The sequence below is a fragment of the Rhodococcoides corynebacterioides genome, from assembly GCF_019834675.1.
Taxonomy (GTDB): domain Bacteria; phylum Actinomycetota; class Actinomycetes; order Mycobacteriales; family Mycobacteriaceae; genus Rhodococcoides; species Rhodococcoides corynebacterioides_A.
The window spans coordinates 1-16,536 of the sequence record NZ_JABUBU010000028.1 but is presented as its reverse complement, the minus strand read 5'-3'; the positions used below and the strand labels follow the sequence as shown (position 1 = coordinate 16,536).

The 16,536-nt window shown below is 71.7% G+C and carries 16 protein-coding genes; 1 reads left to right on the top strand and 15 read right to left on the bottom strand.

Features of this window, described 5'->3' with window-relative positions:
* Positions 1-70: 70 nt before the first annotated feature.
* From rpsG to HQ603_RS17345, 12 genes are all read right to left on the bottom strand, one after another.
* Positions 71-541: a 30S ribosomal protein S7 gene (gene rpsG, locus HQ603_RS17400; RefSeq protein ID WP_027504615.1), complete on the bottom strand. Its 471-nt coding sequence runs from the start codon at positions 539-541 to the stop codon at positions 71-73.
* 1 nt (position 542) lies between these two features.
* Entirely contained in the window at positions 543-917 is a 375-nt protein-coding gene (gene rpsL / locus HQ603_RS17395) for a 30S ribosomal protein S12 (RefSeq protein WP_068099557.1), read from the bottom strand.
* Between the two features lie 299 nt (positions 918-1,216).
* The gene (locus HQ603_RS17390) at positions 1,217-1,741 is read right to left on the bottom strand and encodes a DUF3558 domain-containing protein (protein ID WP_222686013.1); all 525 of its coding nucleotides are present in this window, start codon (positions 1,739-1,741) and stop codon (positions 1,217-1,219) included.
* The gene (locus HQ603_RS17385) at positions 1,738-2,265 is read right to left on the bottom strand and encodes a DUF3558 domain-containing protein (protein WP_222686012.1); all 528 of its coding nucleotides are present in this window, start codon (positions 2,263-2,265) and stop codon (positions 1,738-1,740) included. The genes HQ603_RS17390 and HQ603_RS17385 overlap by 4 nt, the downstream gene beginning before the upstream one ends.
* Positions 2,266-2,275: 10 nt before the next feature.
* Positions 2,276-2,893, bottom strand: coding sequence for a TetR/AcrR family transcriptional regulator (locus HQ603_RS17380; RefSeq protein ID WP_222686011.1), 618 nt, complete (start codon positions 2,891-2,893; stop codon positions 2,276-2,278).
* A gap of 3 nt (positions 2,894-2,896) precedes the next feature.
* Positions 2,897-3,694 carry an enoyl-CoA hydratase family protein gene (locus HQ603_RS17375; RefSeq protein WP_222686010.1) on the bottom strand — a complete coding sequence of 266 codons (798 nt, stop codon included), beginning with the start codon at positions 3,692-3,694 and terminating at the stop codon, positions 2,897-2,899.
* Positions 3,694-4,854, bottom strand: a complete 1,161-nt coding sequence (locus HQ603_RS17370) for an acyl-CoA dehydrogenase family protein (RefSeq protein WP_222686009.1) — start codon at positions 4,852-4,854, stop codon at positions 3,694-3,696. Before HQ603_RS17370 ends, HQ603_RS17375 begins: the two co-directional genes overlap by 1 nt.
* Positions 4,851-6,971 (bottom strand): acetyl/propionyl/methylcrotonyl-CoA carboxylase subunit alpha, encoded by a 2,121-nt coding sequence (locus HQ603_RS17365; protein ID WP_222686008.1) that lies wholly within the window; start codon positions 6,969-6,971, stop codon positions 4,851-4,853. Before HQ603_RS17365 ends, HQ603_RS17370 begins: the two co-directional genes overlap by 4 nt.
* 5 nt (positions 6,972-6,976) lie before the next feature.
* Positions 6,977-8,575: an acyl-CoA carboxylase subunit beta gene (locus HQ603_RS17360; RefSeq protein WP_222686007.1), complete on the bottom strand. Its 1,599-nt coding sequence runs from the start codon at positions 8,573-8,575 to the stop codon at positions 6,977-6,979.
* Entirely contained in the window at positions 8,572-9,720 is a 1,149-nt protein-coding gene (locus HQ603_RS17355; RefSeq protein WP_222686006.1) for an acyl-CoA dehydrogenase family protein, read from the bottom strand. The genes HQ603_RS17360 and HQ603_RS17355 overlap by 4 nt, the downstream gene beginning before the upstream one ends.
* The gene (locus HQ603_RS17350) at positions 9,717-11,408 is read right to left on the bottom strand and encodes an acyclic terpene utilization AtuA family protein (RefSeq protein ID WP_222686023.1); all 1,692 of its coding nucleotides are present in this window, start codon (positions 11,406-11,408) and stop codon (positions 9,717-9,719) included. The genes HQ603_RS17355 and HQ603_RS17350 overlap by 4 nt, the downstream gene beginning before the upstream one ends.
* Positions 11,409-11,461: 53 nt before the next feature.
* Complete coding sequence (locus tag HQ603_RS17345) at positions 11,462-12,310, bottom strand: TIGR03084 family metal-binding protein (RefSeq protein ID WP_222686005.1); 849 nt, start codon at positions 12,308-12,310, stop codon at positions 11,462-11,464.
* Positions 12,311-12,595: 285 nt separating this feature from the next.
* Here HQ603_RS17345 and HQ603_RS17340 point away from each other — a divergent pair, with 285 nt between their 5' ends.
* Positions 12,596-13,408: a hypothetical protein gene (locus tag HQ603_RS17340; RefSeq protein ID WP_222686004.1), complete on the top strand. Its 813-nt coding sequence runs from the start codon at positions 12,596-12,598 to the stop codon at positions 13,406-13,408.
* 11 nt (positions 13,409-13,419) lie between these two features.
* Here HQ603_RS17340 and HQ603_RS17335 read toward each other — a convergent pair whose 3' ends face one another.
* From HQ603_RS17335 to HQ603_RS17325, 3 genes are all read right to left on the bottom strand, one after another.
* Positions 13,420-14,415 carry an aldo/keto reductase gene (locus HQ603_RS17335; RefSeq protein ID WP_222686003.1) on the bottom strand — a complete coding sequence of 332 codons (996 nt, stop codon included), beginning with the start codon at positions 14,413-14,415 and terminating at the stop codon, positions 13,420-13,422.
* A 40-nt stretch (positions 14,416-14,455) separates the two neighbouring features.
* Complete coding sequence (locus HQ603_RS17330) at positions 14,456-15,391, bottom strand: lysophospholipid acyltransferase family protein (protein ID WP_222686002.1); 936 nt, start codon at positions 15,389-15,391, stop codon at positions 14,456-14,458.
* A gap of 63 nt (positions 15,392-15,454) precedes the next feature.
* On the bottom strand, positions 15,455-16,459 hold the full coding sequence (locus tag HQ603_RS17325) for a LacI family DNA-binding transcriptional regulator (RefSeq protein WP_222686022.1): 1,005 nt from the start codon (positions 16,457-16,459) through the stop codon (positions 15,455-15,457).
* Positions 16,460-16,536 lie beyond the last annotated feature (77 nt).

Below are 16,536 nucleotides of genomic sequence, written 5' to 3'. Positions count from 1 at the left end.
GAGGTAGTTCTCGGTCGGATCAACGCCCGGGCGGCGCCGGATAGTTCCGGCGCCACCGGGCGTTACGCGATCACCAGCGGTAGTGCGCGAACGCCTTGTTGGCTTCCGCCATCTTGTGCGTGTCCTCGCGACGCTTCACCGCGGCACCGAGGCCGTTGCTGGCGTCGAGGAGCTCGTTGGCCAGGCGCTCGACCATCGTCTTCTCACGACGAGCGCGGGAGAACGAGACGAGCCAGCGCAGCGCCAGCGTGGTGGAGCGGCCGGGACGAACCTCGACCGGCACCTGGTAGGTGGCGCCACCGACACGACGGCTGCGGACCTCGAGGGCCGGCTTGACGTTGTCGAGGGCGCGCTTGAGCGTCACGACGGGATCGGTGCCCGTCTTTTCGCGTGCCTGCTCGAGAGCCTGGTACACGATGCGCTCGGCGGTCGACTTCTTGCCGTCGAGGAGGATCTTGTTGACGAGCTGCGTGACCAGCGGCGATCCGTAGACCGGGTCATTGATCAGCGGCCGCTTGGGTGCAGGTCCCTTGCGTGGCATGTCAGCTCTTCTCCTTCTTCGCGCCGTAACGGCTGCGAGCCTGCTTGCGGTTCTTGACACCCTGGGTGTCGAGCGAGCCGCGGATGATCTTGTAGCGAACACCCGGGAGGTCCTTCACACGACCGCCGCGGACGAGCACCATCGAGTGCTCCTGCAGGTTGTGGCCCTCACCGGGGATGTAGGCCGTGACCTCGACCGCGCTGGTCAAGCGCACGCGCGCGACCTTACGCAGAGCGGAGTTCGGCTTCTTGGGCGTCGTGGTGTACACGCGAGTGCACACGCCGCGACGCTGCGGTCCGCCCTTGAGGGCGGCGGTCTTCAGTTTCGCGACCTTGTCGGTGCGACCCTTGCGGACCAGCTGGTTGATCGTTGGCATGAACCGGCTTTCTTCGTGTCGAGAATCAGGGATGGAAAGCAGTTGGGACAAGGAAGCGCTGCCCCTCACCCGGTACCGTTTCCGGCACTGCCACCGCGGGTCTTCTCACCCCGCGGTCGGGTGTGTCGCATACCCCCACACGGTAGCCATGAGCTTGCTCGGTGAAGAACATGAGCACGGCCGTACCTCGTATAGGCACACAGACGGTCCGGACGCGCCGGACACAACCCACGACGATACCCGTCGGCGCGCCTGCGGGTCAAAACGCATCCCCATCGGGTACAGGCGTGATCGCCCGATCAGGCGCTGAGGTTCAGCGACAGCTGCATCAGCCGCGTCGCCGCCTCGCACGGGTCCGCCGGGTTGCCCGGTCGGTACTGCACCCACCACCCAATGACGCCCGAGATCGGCGACGGCGCGCTGACCCCGCACGACGCCGGATCGTCGGGCTGCCGGATCTCGATGGCCCCGCGGGAGGACACCGTCACGTCGGTGACGGTCCAGCCCATCCGTTCGTTCGCCTCCCGCTCGGCGGCGAGCGAGCCGGACTCGAACCAGTCGAACGTCACCTTCACCGCGCCGGCCGGACCGGTGACGTCCCACCGACAGATCGCGCCGAGGAAGCCCTGGTCGATCGCGGTGCCGCCGACGACGTCCGCGATCTGCTCCGGCGTCACGGTGTTGCACTCCTCGAGCAGCGACTGGAACTCCTCATCGCCGGTGTCCGCCCCCACCGGCACGGGCCGGCCCTCGATGGTGGAGCCGCATCCGGCGAGTACCAGGGCCGCGGCGGCGAGCGCCGCGAGCGGCGCCTGTCGTCTCACTGCGCACGCTCCGCGATGGTCTCGAGCAACTGCCGCGCCACCACGCACGGGTCGGCGGTGGGCGTGGTGTCCGCGTAGGTCACCGACAGGTGGACGAAGTCCGCTCCGTACTGCAGCGCGCTCTCGCACAGCACAGGCTGACCGAGTGCGTCCTGGTAGAGCGCCTCGAAGCCGGACTGCCCGGCGATCTCGATGTCCGCGGCGGGGCGGCCGATCAGTTCGGACCCCGCGCGCTCCCGGCCGATGGGGCTGCCGCGGTACCAGGAGAAGCTGACCGACGGGCCGGTCGGACCGGAGACCTCCCACTCGCAGCCGACCGAGTTGCGCGTCACCGTCGCGAAGGCGGGAACGGCGAGGGCCTGCCGGACCTCGTCGTCGGTCACCTGTCCGCAAACGCCGAAGAACGGACCCGACCGCGCGTCCGCGGTGGTCGTGGTCGGTCCGGCCGCGGGGTCGGACGTGCCGCCGCAGGCGGTCAGCGCCGCCGCCGTCGCCAGGCCTGCGGCCCACCGCCCCGGTCTCATGCCGGGCACTCTAACGCGGACCGTCGGCTGCGGCAGGCAGCGACGACTCCAGTACCGCGGCCCAGGCGCGCACGATCTCGCCGCGCCGTCGGGAATCGTCGCTGAGCAGATCGGCCAGTCCCAGCCCACGGGCGAGGTCGAGCGTGGCCTGGACCAACCGGTGGGTGCGCGGGTCGGCGTCGTCGACGCCGAGGTGACGCACGGCGGTGCGGTGGGCCGCCCGGCCGAACTTGTCCTCGAGCGGCAGGACGCGCGCACGGAGTTCCGGGTCGGACGACGCCGCCGTCCACACCTGCAGCGCCGCCTTGAACATGGGGCCCGTGTAGTACTCGACCAGCCGCGCGACGACGGCCTCCGTGCGGTCGGAGCCGGTCGGCAGATCGTGCTCCTCGGCCACGGCGTCGCCCATGCGGGTCTCGAACATGTAGTCCAGCGCCGCGGTGATGAGATCCTCGCGGGTGGGGAAGTGATGCTGCGTGGCGCCGCGGGAAACCCCCGCCCGCTCGGCGACGTGTCCCACCGTGGTGGGACCCCACCCCTGCTCGGCAAGGGACTCGATGGTGGCCTCGAGCAACCGCTGCCGGGTGACCCGGCTGCGGTCCTGCTTCGGCTCCCGCGGAGCGACCACGTCTTACCCCCTCACGACGGCCCAGGACGGCGGGCGTTTCTCCAGGAACGCCATCATCCCCTCCCGCGCCTCGGCGGACGCGAAGAGGCGGGCGGAGTCCGCGGCGAGGGCGTCGGCGCGGCGATCGAACGCGTCGAGGACGGCGGCCGTGGTGAGCTTCTTGGTCTCGGCCAGTCCCTGCGGGGAGGACAGGCGGAACGACGCGAGCAGGGACCGGATCGCCGCGGACGGATCGTCCGCGGCCTCGGTGATCAGGCCGTACGCGGCGGCCTCGGCCGCACCCACCTTCTCCCCGGAGAGGAACAGCCGGCTCGCCGCCCGCGAGGTCAGCCGCGGCAGCACCGTCAGCGAGATGATCGACGGCGCCAGTCCGAGCCGCGCCTCGGTGAGCGCGAACGTGCTGCTCGGTCCGGCGATCACGACGTCGCACGCGCCGACGAGTCCCATTCCGCCGGCCCGGACGTGCCCGTCGATCGACCCGACCACCGGCTTCGGCGTCTCGAGCACGGCGCGCAGCACCTCGACCATCTGCGCCGTCCGGGTCCCCGGATCCGAGCCCGCCTCGGTGAGATCGGCTCCGGCGCAGAACGTTCCACCGGTGTGGGTGAGAACGACGGCGCGGACGTCCGGATCGGCGCCGGCCCGGCGCAGGCCGTCCAGCAGACCGGCGACGAGAGCGGAGGACAGGGCGTTGCGGTTGCGCGGGCTGTCGAGCGTGAGGGTGACGACGCCCGCGTCGCGCTCCTCGCGGACGGGCGGCGACTCGGGCGACTCGGTCGGTTCGGGCGACTTTGCCGCCATCAGTAACTCTTCGGCAGACCCAGCGAGTGCTGGGAGACGAAGTTGAGGATCATCTCCCGACTCACCGGGGCGACGCGGGCGATGCGCGCGACACCGAGCATCGAGCCGAGGCCGTAGTCGGAGGTCAGGCCGGCACCGCCGTGGGTCTGGATGGCCTGGTCGAGCGCCTTGATACTGGCCTCCGCGGCCGCGTACTTGGCCATGTTGGCGGCCTCCGCCGCACCGAAGTCGTCGCCGCTGTCGTAGAGCACGGCGGCCTTCTGCATCATGAGCTTCGCCAGTTCGAGCTCGATCTTGCACTGCGCCAACGGATGCGCGATGCCCTGGTGCGCGCCGATGGGCGTCTTCCAGACCTGACGCTCCTTCGCGAACGTCACTGCGGCGTCGAGGGCGTAGCGGCCGATGCCGACGGCCATCGCCGCACCGAGGATGCGTTCCGGATTCAGCCCGGCGAAGAGCTGCGCGATCGCGGCGTCGGGCTCGCCGACCAGCGCGTCGGCCGGGAGGCGGACGTCGTCCAGGAACAGGGTGAACTGGTGGTCGGGTTCGATGACGTCCATGGTCATCGGGGTCTTCTGCAGACCGGGTGCGTCCGTCGGGACGATGAACAGCGCCGGCTTCAGCGTTCCGGTCGCCGCGTCCTCGGTCCGCGAGACGACCAGCACGGCGTCGGCCTGGTCCACGCCGGAGATGTAGATCTTGCTGCCCCGCAGCACCCACTCGTCGCCGTCCCGACGGGCGGTGGTGGTGATCTTGTGCGAGTTCGACCCCGCGTCCGGCTCGGTGATGCCGAACGCCATGATCGCCGACCCGTCCGCGAGGCGCGGCATCCACTCCTGCTTCTGATCGGGGGTGCCGTACTTCGCGATGATGGTGCCGCAGATGGCCGGGGAGACCACGACGAGCAGCAGACCCGCGCCGAACGACGACATCTCCTCCTGCACCAACGCGAGCTCGTAGATGCCCGCGCCGCCGCCGCCGTACTCCTCGGGCAGGTTGACCCCGAGGAAGCCGAGCGCACCGGCCTCGTTCCACAGTTCGGTGAGCGGTTCGCCGCGGCGCGCCTTGGGCAGGACGTAGTCGAGGTAGTTGTGGCGCTTGCCCAGTCCCGCGACGGCGGCGCGCAGGCTCTTCTGTTCCTCGGTCTCGACGAAGCTCATGACTGTTCTCCTTCTCGGGAATCGGCTGTATCGGGTTCGGCGGGACGGCTGTCGGCGGGATCGGTGTCGGTGTGTTCGGACACCACCGCGAGGACGGCGTCCACTTCGACCTGCTGTCCCACGGACACCGACAGGTCCGTCACGACGCCGTCGGCGGGGGCCGTGATCGTGTGTTCCATCTTCATGGCCTCGAGCCAGACGATCGGTTGCCCGGCCGTGACACGGTCGCCGACCGCGACGCCGATCCGGACCACGGACCCGGGCATGGGCGCGACCAGCGAGCCGGCGGCCACCGTCTCGCTGGGGTCGACGAACCGCGGCCGACGCCGCAACGCGACGGGGCCGAGGGAGGACTCGACGGCGACGTGCGATCCGTGCACCGACACCGCGAAGGAACGACGGACACCGGCGTGGTCGAGAACCACCGAGCGTCCGTCCGCGCGCACCACCGTGCAGTCGGCGAGGTCGGTCTCGAGCCCGTCCCGGCCGAATCGGTACTCGACGACGAGATCGGCCCCGTCGGCCCCGTCGACCCCGTAGACCGTGCGCTGCCGAGTCGCCGGCAGGTTGCGCCAGCCGCTGGGCAGCGACCGGCCCACCGGGGTCGCCGCCCGCCGCGCCGCGGCGTCGGCGAGGGCGGCGGCCAGCGCGGACAGGCGGAGCGTGTCGCCGCCGACGAGGGGCCGGGCCAGTGCGGCCAGGCCGTGGGTGGCGAAGAATGCGGTGTCGGTGTCGCCCGCGAGGAACGCCGGGTGCCGCAGCACTCGCACCAGCAGGTCGCGGTTGGTGCGCAGGCCCACCAGTCGCGCCCGCTCCATCGCGGCGGCCAGGGCGGCCGCGGCACGACGGCGGGTGGGGGCGACGGCGATGACCTTGGCGAGCATGGGGTCGTAGTGCACGCCCACGACGCTGCCGCTCTCGACGCCGGAGTCGACGCGCAGACCCGTGCCCGTCACGGCGCCGGCCGGAACGTCGAAGTGCACGGCGGGACCGAAGTCCACCTCGTGCAGCGTCCCGCTCTGCGGCTGCCAGTCCCGCGCCGGGTCCTCGGCGTAGAGGCGGACCTCGATCGCGTGTCCGACGGTGGGCGGCGGCTCGGCGGGCAGCGCTCCCCCGGCGGCGACGTGCAGTTGCAGGGACACGAGGTCGAGCCCGGTGGTGCACTCGGTGACCGGATGTTCCACCTGCAGGCGGGTGTTGGTCTCGAGGAAGAAGAACTCGCCGCGCTCGTCCGCGAGGAACTCGACGGTGCCGGCGCCCTCGTAGTCGATGGCCGAGGTGGCGGCGCGGGCGGCGTCGAACAGCCGCTCGCGCATGCCCGGCGTGCGTTCGACGAGCGGTGACGGCGCCTCCTCGACCACCTTCTGGTGACGCCGCTGGATGGAGCACTCCCGCTCCCCCACGGCCCAGACGGTGCCGTGGCGGTCGGCCATCACCTGGACCTCGATGTGGCGACCCGTCTCGAGGTACCGCTCGCAGAACACGGTGGCGTCGCCGAAGGCGGACAGCGCCTCTCGGGCCGCGGCCTCGATCTCGTCCGACAACGCCGCGAGGTCACGCACCACGCGCATACCGCGGCCACCGCCACCCGCGGACGCCTTGACCAGCACCGGCAGATCGGCCTCGGTGACCGTCGCGGGGTCGAGACGATCCAGGACGGGGACGCCCGCGTCCCGCATCATTGCCTTCGACTCCACCTTCGAGCCCATGGTCTCGATGGCCTTCACGGGCGGTCCGATCCACACCAGGCCGGCGTCCTGCACGGCCCGCGCGAACTCGGCGTTCTCGGAGAGGAATCCGTACCCCGGGTGGATCGCGTCGGCACCCGCGCGGCGGGCGGCGTCGACGACGAGGTCGCCGCGCAGGTACGTCTCGGCGGAGGAGACACCCGGCAGTCGCACCGCGGCGTCCGCCTCCGCCACGTGCGGGGAGTCGGCGTCGGCGTCGGAGAACACGGCGACGGTGCCGATGCCCTCGCGTCGGCACGTCGCGATCACGCGGCGCGCGATCTCGCCGCGGTTGGCCACGAGCACGCGCGTGATCGGGGTGTCGGGGTCGTCGGTGCGGTGGGGGTTGCCGGGCGTCGTGCCGGGCGTCGTGCCGGTCGGCGGAGTCATGGCGCTCACATCCGGAAGACACCGAACTCGGCGGTGCCCTCGATCGGGGCGGAGGCGATGGCCGACAGGCACATCCCCACCACCGTGCGGGTGTCGCGGGGGTCGATGACGCCGTCGTCGTAGAGGCGCCCGGAGAGGAACATCGGCACCGACTCGGCCTCGATCTGGTTCTCGATCATCGCGCGCAGCCCGGCGTCGGCCTCCTCGTCGAACGCCTGTCCCCGCGCCTCGGCAGCCGCACGGGACACGATCGAGATGACGCCCGCGAGCTGCGCGCCGCCCATGACGGCGGACTTGGCGCTGGGCCAGGCGAAGAGGAACCGCGGATCGAACGCGCGACCGCACATGCCGTAGTGGCCGGCGCCGTAGGACGCTCCGAGCAGCACCGAGATGTGCGGGACGGTGGAGTTGGAGACGGCGTTGATCATCATCGCGCCGTGCTTGATCATCCCGCCTTCCTCGTACTCCTTGCCCACCATGTAGCCGGTGGTGTTGTGCAGGAACAGGAGCGGCGTGTGCGACCGGTTGGCCAGCTGGATGAACTGGGTGGCCTTCTGCGACTCCTCGCTGAAGAGCACCCCGCGCGCGTTGGCCAGGATGCCGACCGGGAAGCCGTGCAGCTCGGCCCAACCGGTGACCAACGACGAGCCGTAGAGCGGTTTGAACTCGTCGAACTCGCTGTCGTCGACGATGCGGGCGATCACCTCGCGCGGATCGAACGGGATCTTGAGGTCGGCGGGCACGATGCCGAGCAGGTCCTCCGCGTCGTACCGAGGCGGCAGCACGTCGGCGCGCGGCGCCGGACCGGCCTTGCGCCAGTTCAGCCGGGCGACGATGGAGCGGCCGATGCGCAGCGCGTCCTCCTCGTCGACGGCGAGATGATCCGCGAGACCCGACGTGCGGGCGTGCATCCGTGCGCCACCGAGGGATTCGTCGTCGGTCTCCTCGCCCGTGGCCATCTTCACCAGCGGCGGACCGGCCAGGAATACCTTGGACCGCTCCTCGATCATCACGACGTGGTCGGACATCCCGGGGATGTACGCACCGCCGGCGGTCGAGTTGCCGAACACCAGCGCGATCGTGGGAATTCCCGCGGCCGAGAGCCGGGTGAGATCGCGGAAGATGCGTCCGCCGGGGACGAAGACCTCCTTCTGCGTGGGCAGATCGGCGCCGCCGGACTCGACGAGGGAGATCACCGGCAGGCGGTTCTGCATCGCGATGTCGTTGGCCCGCAGCGTCTTGCGCAGCGTCCACGGGTTGCTGCTGCCCCCGCGGACGGTGGGATCGTTGGCGACGATCAGACACTCGACGCCGCTGACGACCCCGATGCCGACGACGACCGACGCCCCGACCGGGAAGTCCGAGCCCCAGGCCGCCAACGGGCACAGTTCGAGGAACGGCGAGTCCTGATCGACGAGCAGGTCGATGCGTTCGCGGGCGGTCAGCTTGCCACGGGCCCGGTGCCGCGCGACGTACTTCTCCCCGCCGCCCCCGACGGCCTTGGCGTGCTCGGACTCGATCTCGCCGAGCTTGGTGCGCATGGTGTCCGCGGCGGCCGCGAACCCGTCGCCGTCGACGTCGAGTCGGGACACCAGGGCCGTCATGCGGTGTACCCCAACCGCTTCGCGGCCAGCGACGTGAGGATCTCCGTGGTGCCGCCGCCGATGCCGATGATGCGCATGTCCCGGTACTGGCGCTCCACCTCGCTCTCGGCCATGTACCCGAGCCCGCCGAAGAGCTGCACCGCCTGCGAGGCCACCCACTCCCCGGTCTCGACGGCGGTGTTCTTGGCGTGGCACACCTCGGCGATCCCATCGGTCTCGCCCGCGACGTAGCGGTCCACCAGCGCGCGCGTGTAGGTGCGGGCGACGTCGATACGGCGGTGCATCTCGCTGAGGGTGTTCTGCACCGACTGGCGCGCGATCAGCGGCTTGCCGAACGTGCGGCGATCCCGCGTCCAGGCCACGGTCAGGTCGAGGCAACGCTGGGCGGACGAGTAGGCCTGCGCCGCGAGCGCGACCCGCTCCGAGACGAACGCCTGCGCGATCTGGCCGAAGCCGGAGTTCTCCGCCCCGACGAGGTTGGTCACGGGCACGCGGACGTCGGCGAACGACAGCTCCGCCGTGTCCGAGGCGCGCCACCCCATCTTCTCGAGTTTGCGCGAGACGGTGAAACCCGGTGTGTCCCGCTCGATCACGAGCAGCGACACTCCCGCCGCGCCGTCGCCGCCCGTGCGGACGGCGGTGACCACGAAGTCCGCTCGGCACCCGGAGGTGATGTAGGTCTTGGATCCGTTCACCACGAACTCGTCGCCGTCGCGCACCGCCCGCGTGGTCAGGTGTCCCACGTCGGACCCGCCGCCCGGCTCGGTGATCGCGAGGGACCCGATCGTCTCGCCGGCCAGCGTCGGCCGCACCCACCGGTCCACCTGGTCGGGGTCGCGTGCGCCGACCAGGTGGGGCAGGGCGATCCCGCACGTGAAGAGGGACGCGAACACTCCACCCGAGGCACCGGCCTCGTGCATCTCCTCGCAGACGACGGTGGCGTCGACCAGCGTGCCACCGCCGCCGCCGACCGCCTCGGGGAACGGCGCGCCGAGGAGCCCCAGCTCCGCCGCGGTGCGGTGCAGGCTGCGCGGGATCTCGCCGTCCCGTTCCCAGTCGGCCTGATGCGGTGCGACGTCGCGATCGACGAACGCGCGAACGGTCTTGCGGAGCTGCTCGCGCTCCGGTCCTCCCCAGGGGGTCATGCGGATGCTCCTGATGTGGCGGTGGTCCGTGCGGTGGTCTCGCGCAGCAGGTGTCGTGGAATCGGAACGCGTCGGGATCGCAGCCATTCGCCGAGCCCCTTGGCCTGCGGGTCGAAGCGGGCCCCGGATGCGACGCCGGCGCCGAGCAAGCCGTGCACGACGACGTTGATCGCCCGCAGGCTCGGGAACTCGTGGCGCTCGAGGGTCAGCGCGGCCGTCTCGGGCAGCAGCTCGCGTATCCGCTCGACGGTGAGAGTGGCACGGAGCCAGGCCCATTCGTCGTCGGTCCGCACCCAGACCCCGACGTTCGCGTCGCCGCCCTTGTCGCCGCTGCGGGCGGCGGCGAGCGTGCCGAGCGGCAGCATCACCGTGTCGGTGTCGGCGTCGGTGCCGGTGTTCTCGACGCTGCCGGGCACGTCGGCATCGTCGGACCCGGGCGTCGTGACGGTCGGCGCCGGGATCGCGACGCGCGTGCCGTCCGGCAGGACCGCGGTGTGCTCGGGGACCGACTGCTCGACGTAGCCCGCCTCGAACACGCCGTAGGGCGACCCGTGTCCGGGCGGCGCGGTGACCGCGAAGCCGGGGTAGCTGGCGAGGGCCAGTTCGATGGCCGCACCGGAGAACCGCCGCCCGACGGCGTCCGGGTTCGGGTCGCGCACGACCACGCGCAGCAGTGCGCTGGCCGCCTCCTCGGTGTCGGCGTCGGCGTGGTCGGTGCGGGCGAGTGTCCACTCCACCTCGGCGGGCGGCGGGGTCAGGGCGTCGGTCAGCTGCGCGCGAACCAGCGCCGCCTTGGCCTCGACGTCGAGACCGGTGAGAACGAAGGTGGTCTCGTTGCGGAAGCCGCCCACCGAGTTACGGGAGACCTTGAGCGTCGGCGGCGGCGCCTCGCCCCGCGCACCGGTGATGCGGACGCGGTCCGGTCCGTCGTCGGTGAGGGTGACGGTGTCGAGGCGCGCGGTGACGTCCGGTCCGAGGTAGCGCGGGCCCGAGACCTCGTACATCAGCTGGGCGGTGACGGTGCCGATCGTCACCGCTCCGCCGCTGCCGGGGTGCTTGGTGACGACCGAGGATCCGTCGGCCTCGATCTCGGCGATCGGGAAACCCGGTCGCCGGAGGTCGGGGATCTCGCGGAAGAAGGAGTAGTTGCCACCGGTGGCCTGGGTACCGCACTCGACGACGTGGCCGGCCACCACCGCGCCGGCCAGAGCGTCGAGATCCCCTTGGCCCCAGCCGAACCGGGCCACGGCGGGCCCGACGACCAGGGACGCGTCGGTCACCCGTCCGGTCACCACCACCTGCGCACCCGCGTCGAGGCAGCGGGCGATGCCGAATCCGCCGAGGTAGGCGTTGGCGGTGAGCGGTGACCCGAGTCCGAGGTCCCCGGCCCGGTCGATCAGATCGTCGCCCTCGACGTGGGCGACGGCGACGGTGAGCCCGAGGCGGTCGGCCAGCGCGCGGATCTCGTCGGCCAGACGGGCCGGTGCGAGACCGCCGGCGTTGCTCACCAGGGTCACGCCGCGGTCGAGCGCCGTTCCCAGGCACTCCTCGAGCTGACGCAGGTACGTCCGGGCGTACCCGTGGGCCGGATCCTTCAAGCGATCGCGGCCGAGGATGAGCATGGTCAACTCGGCGAGGTAGTCACCGGTGAGCACGTCGAGGTCGCCGCCGTCCAGCATCTCGCGCATGGCCGAGAACCGGTCGCCGTAGAACCCGGAGCAGTTGCCGATGCGCAGCGCGGTCACCGTGTGGTCCCCGCTCTCCCTGCCGTCCCCGCTGTCCAATCCGCGAGGCGATCCCGCCCGGCACCCGGCGCTCCCGCGAACGCCTGCGCGATCGTCAGCCACTCCTCGGCGTCGCCGCCGACGGCGACCAGCGCGGTGTCGTCGCGGTGGACGCGCTGGGTGACCAGCAGACAGAAGTCGAGCGCCGGGCCGGTGACGCGCTGCTCGGCGTCCTCCGGCCCCCAGGTCCACTCCGTGCCGTCGGGTGCGGTGAGGACGACGTGCACGGGGGACGTCGGCGCGGGCCGGTCCCGCAGGGCGTAGGCGAACTCGCGCGTCCGCACGCCGAGATGGGCGACGTGACGCAGGCGGGCCGTCGGTTCGCGGTGCACGCCGAGCGCGTCGACGACGTCCTGGCCGTGCGCCCAGGTCTCCATCAACCGTGCGGTGGCCATCGACGTGGCGCTCATGGGCGGTCCGAACCATCGGATGCGCGTGCCGGCGGGGACCCCGGGCAGCACGGACAGCAGTTGCGACCGGCCGAGCCGCCACCGGGCCAGCAGAGTGCTGGGCTGTTCGCCGGCCAGGGTCTCGGCGGCGGCGTCGACGAATCCCGCGGGATCGGCGAGCCCGTCGGCGAGGACGGCGTCGAACGCCGCGGCGGCGTCCCGGTCACCCGCCGACCCGGCCGCCGTCAACGCGGCGACGTGGTCGGTCCAGTGCAGGTGCGCGATCTGGTGGGCGACGGTCCACCCGGTGGCGGGGGTGGGGGTACGCCATCCCGCCTCGTCGACGTCGGCGAGAAGGTCGTCGAGAGCGTCGCCCTCGGCGCGGAGGTCCGCCAGTACGGCGGCCGTGTCGGCCATGCAAGGACCGTGCCAGCCGATCCCGAAAAAAGCAAGCACGCTTGCTTTGTTGACGCGAACGCCGGTACTTGTGAGCCGTCACAGAACCTGGCCGGTCCCCGCTCTTCCCCTCCCCGGAACCCGAAGTCCTGGTTTACGGTGACGTCACCGGGCGGATCGCCCTATACCGCATCACATCTCGACGTGCACCTCGACGCGCCGACCGAGCCGCGAACCACCGGCTCGACGCAACACCGGCTCACCGCAACACCGGCTCACCCACACACCGAAGGGAACGGGACCGACATGGCACCAGCACCGGAGGGTCTGCCTCAGCCCTATCCCCCGCACTACGGGCGGGGAGGCGCCGGCGCGCTCGGCGGCGCGGGAGCGTTCGGAACGGCGTTCACCCCGTCGGCGCCCGCACGGGCGTTCGCGCCGCGTGCGGAGCCCTGGCCCGCCGCGACCGACGACGACCGCCCCGACCGCCCCGATCGAGCCGACCGGGACAGCCGGGACGAGCACGACGACCGGGACGACGCCCCACGCAGCCTGCTCGAGAGCCGCTACGAGTGGATCGTCGGGATGATGTACTCGTTCGCCGACGAGCGCGTCGTGCGGGTGCTCGTCGCCCTGTTCACCGCGGGCATGGGCGTGTGCGCGACCCTCGAGATCCTGTTCGGCTTCGGCGCGCAGACGCAGCCCGCGCTCGGCATCCAGATCGGCTGCGCGGCGTTCGCCTTCTCCGCGGCCCTGTGGTGGCTGGTCATCTCCTGGCCGCGCTTGTGGAGCATGTTCGTCTTCGTCGTCCTCGCCGACATCGGCATCATCGCGGCCAACCTGTCCGCGAACATCCCGCCCGAGTTCGCGATCGGCAAGACGGCCTTCCTCGCCGTGCTCGGCCTGGTCGCCGGCGTCTTTCTCGACCGGTGGATGTTGATCACGCACATGGCGCTCAGCGCCGGCGGCGTCACGGGCATCATCGGGTGGCTCCTGGTCACCTCGGACGTTCCGGTTCTCGGCGCCCTGGTGGTGTGGGTTCCGGTGACGGCCCTGACTCTCGCCATCCCGACGCTGCTCTACACCTTCGTGCGCGCCGTGCGGCTCGACCAGAACTAGCCGACCGTCGGTCAGGTGTCGATGCTCGACATGTCGCCGTAGCGCGCACCCACCACGGCCGACGCCGGCACCGCGGCCTCGAGCTCGTCGAGGATCTCCTGGGTGGCGGCCACGTCGAGGGCGCCGACGTTCTCCTCGAGGTACCGCACCCGCTTGGTGCCGGGGATGGGGGCGACGTCGTCCCCCTGCGCCAGCACCCACGCCAGTGCCAGCTGACCGGGCGTGCAGCCCAGCTGGTCCGCGATCGCGCGGACCTGCGCCACCAGGGTCAGGTTGGCCTCGAGCGCCTCGCCCTGGAACCGCGGGAAGTACGACGTCCGGCGCGAGTCCTGCTCCGCGAGCTGCGACTCCTTCTCGATGGCGCCGGTCAGCAGGCCACGTCCGAGCGGCGAGTAGGGCACCAGCCCGATGCCCAGTTCACGCAGCGTCGGCAGCACCTCGGCCTCGACGTCGCGCGTGAACAGGGAGTACTCGGTCTGCACGGCGGTGATCGGGTGCACCGCGTGCGCGCGGCGGATGGTGCCGGCGGAGGCCTCGGACAGCCCGAGGTGGCGGACCTTGCCCGCCTCGACCAGCTCGGCCATGGCGCCGACGGTGTCCTCGATGGGCACCGACTTGTCCACACGGTGCTGGTAGTACAGGTCGATGTGGTCGACGCCCAGGCGCGACAGGGACGCGTCGCAGGCCGACCGCACGTACTCGGGACTGCCGTTGATCCCCAGCCGAGTGCCGTCGGGCAGGCGCTCGTTGCCGAACTTCGTGGCCAGCTGGACCTCGTCGCGCCGCCCGGCGATCGCCTCGCCGACCAGTTCCTCGTTCACGAACGGCCCGTACATGTCCGCCGTGTCGAGAAAGGTGACGCCGAGGTCGAGGGCACGGCGGACGGTCTCGATGCCGGACGCGCGGTCGGTGTCGCCGTAGAACTCGGACATGCCCATGCAGCCGAGTCCGAGGGCCGACACGGTGAGGGCCGACTGCGTGCCGAGGGTGCGCTGCGAGAGGGTCATGCGACCCACAGTAGGCCGAGCGGTGCCCCGCATGACCGGCTCAGCGGAACAGCGGCCACTTCCGCTTGCGCGCCAGCTGATCCATGCCCTCCTGGATAGTGCGCCGCACCTCGTCGTACTTGGCCTGCACGTAGTCCTCGTCGTCGACGAGGGCGAGATCCGGTTCCACGGTGACCGCGGGCATGAACCGGGTGCGGATCTTCGCCGGCAGCGGGATCTGCGGCAGCGCCGCGGGCGCCACGATCCACGGCAGCGACACCGCGATGGGGAACACCTTGAGCCGGGCGATGCGATCGAGCCGCAGCGTGCGCGAGAGCCGGTCGCCCTTGATGAGCACCGGCATGGCGTCGCCGCCGCCGACGGTCGCGATCGGCACGATGGGGACGCCGCACCGGATGGCGAGTTTGACGAACCCGGTGCGCCCGGCCAGCGTCGCGACGTCGCGCTCGCGCCAGGGCCGCAGGGAGTCGACCTCGCCGCCCGGCCAGACGATGACGTCGCGGCCCGCCGCGAGGGCCGTGGCCATGGAATCGGGAGCGGCGGGGAGTACCCCCATCGATCGGAAGAGGCCGCCGATGAGCGGGAAGGCCATCAACGCGTCGTGCGCGGTGCCGTGGAGAGGTCGGTCCGGGCCGAACCGTCGCCACCACTGCGCGCCGACGGTCCACGCGTCCCATACGAACGGCGCCCCGGTGTGGACCCCGACGAGCAGGACGGGGGCGTCCGGGATGTTCTCCCAGCCATCGATCTCCATACGGAAGTACTTGTCCACGAGCGGGTTCCACAGGCGCTCCTGCTTGCGCATGCGCTCGACGTCCTGATCGTCGAGGTCCCAGTCACCCGCCCGCGAGGCGACCATTCCGGACAGACCGCCCGACTGGCCGGCTCGCTTGTCCTTCATGTGCAGCCGTGCCGCGGCCGCGACCCGCTCGGCCTGATCCGCCACCTCGGGGTCGCGTCCGTTGCTTGCGCTCATGAAGCGCGAACCTACCCCGCGCCGCCCCGTCCCGACGGGGGTTCGGCGATGCATCGGTACCGATCATGAACGGGTCGACGTCCGGGTGACGACGCGCCAGTGCGCCGTCGTGTCGACGTCCGCGCCCAGGGCGATACGAGCGGCGATCCGGCCCTGCTCGTAGAGCGACTGGGCCACGGTGGTCAGTCCGGCGTCGGCGGCTTCGGTGGAGTCGTCCCAGCCGACGACGGACACCGCGCCCGAGGCGACGTCGGGACCCAGCTCGATCATCGCGCCCAGGGCGAGTTCGTCGCTCATCGCGAGCACGGCGTCGGGATCGTGGGCGTCCCGGAACTCGGTCAGGGCGCGTCGGCCCTCGGTACGGAAGCTGCCCGCGCCGAAGACGACCGGAATCTCGGCCCACGCCAGGCCGACCGCCTCGGCGGCGGCGCGGTAGCCGCGCAGTCGGTGGCGGGTGACGGGGAAGTCGACGCGATCGGGATCGGGGCCGTGGACGACCTCCCGACGTCGTCCACGATCGGCGGGGAACGACAGGACCATCGGCCGTCGGGCACCGCGGAGTCCCTCCCGCGCCACCGACTCGGCCGCCGCGGTGTCGTCGATGGTGACCACCGCCGCCCCGGCGTCGGCGGGCCCGCCCTGCACGCAGACCGGCCGACCCGTCGCGACGGCGGCGGCCAGCGCGGGATCACCCGTGACCGTCGTCCAGAAGACGTAGCCGTCGACGGCGGCGTCGCGCACCCGGTCCACCGCGACGCCGTCACGCGCGTTCGGCAGCAGGACCAGACCGGTGTCGGTGTCGAGACACGCATCGGCGATGCCGGAGAAGAACCGACGCGCGTGGGGGTCGTCGAACGCGAACGCGAGGGTCTCGGTGAGCACGACGGCGAGGTCGTTGGTGCGGCCGCGGCGCAGGGACTGCGCACCGCGATGGGGGCCCGTGTAGCCGAGCGTCTCCGCGGTGGCCAGCACGCGGCGTCGGGTCTCGTCGGACACGCGGTCCGGGCGGCCGAAGGCGTAGGAGACGGTCATGACCGACACGCCGGCCGCGGCGGCGACGTCGGCCATCGTCGGCGACCGGCGACGCGGCGCGGGCCGGGGGTCGGGCGGCCGGGGGTCGGACGGTCGCCGACGATGGCCGACGT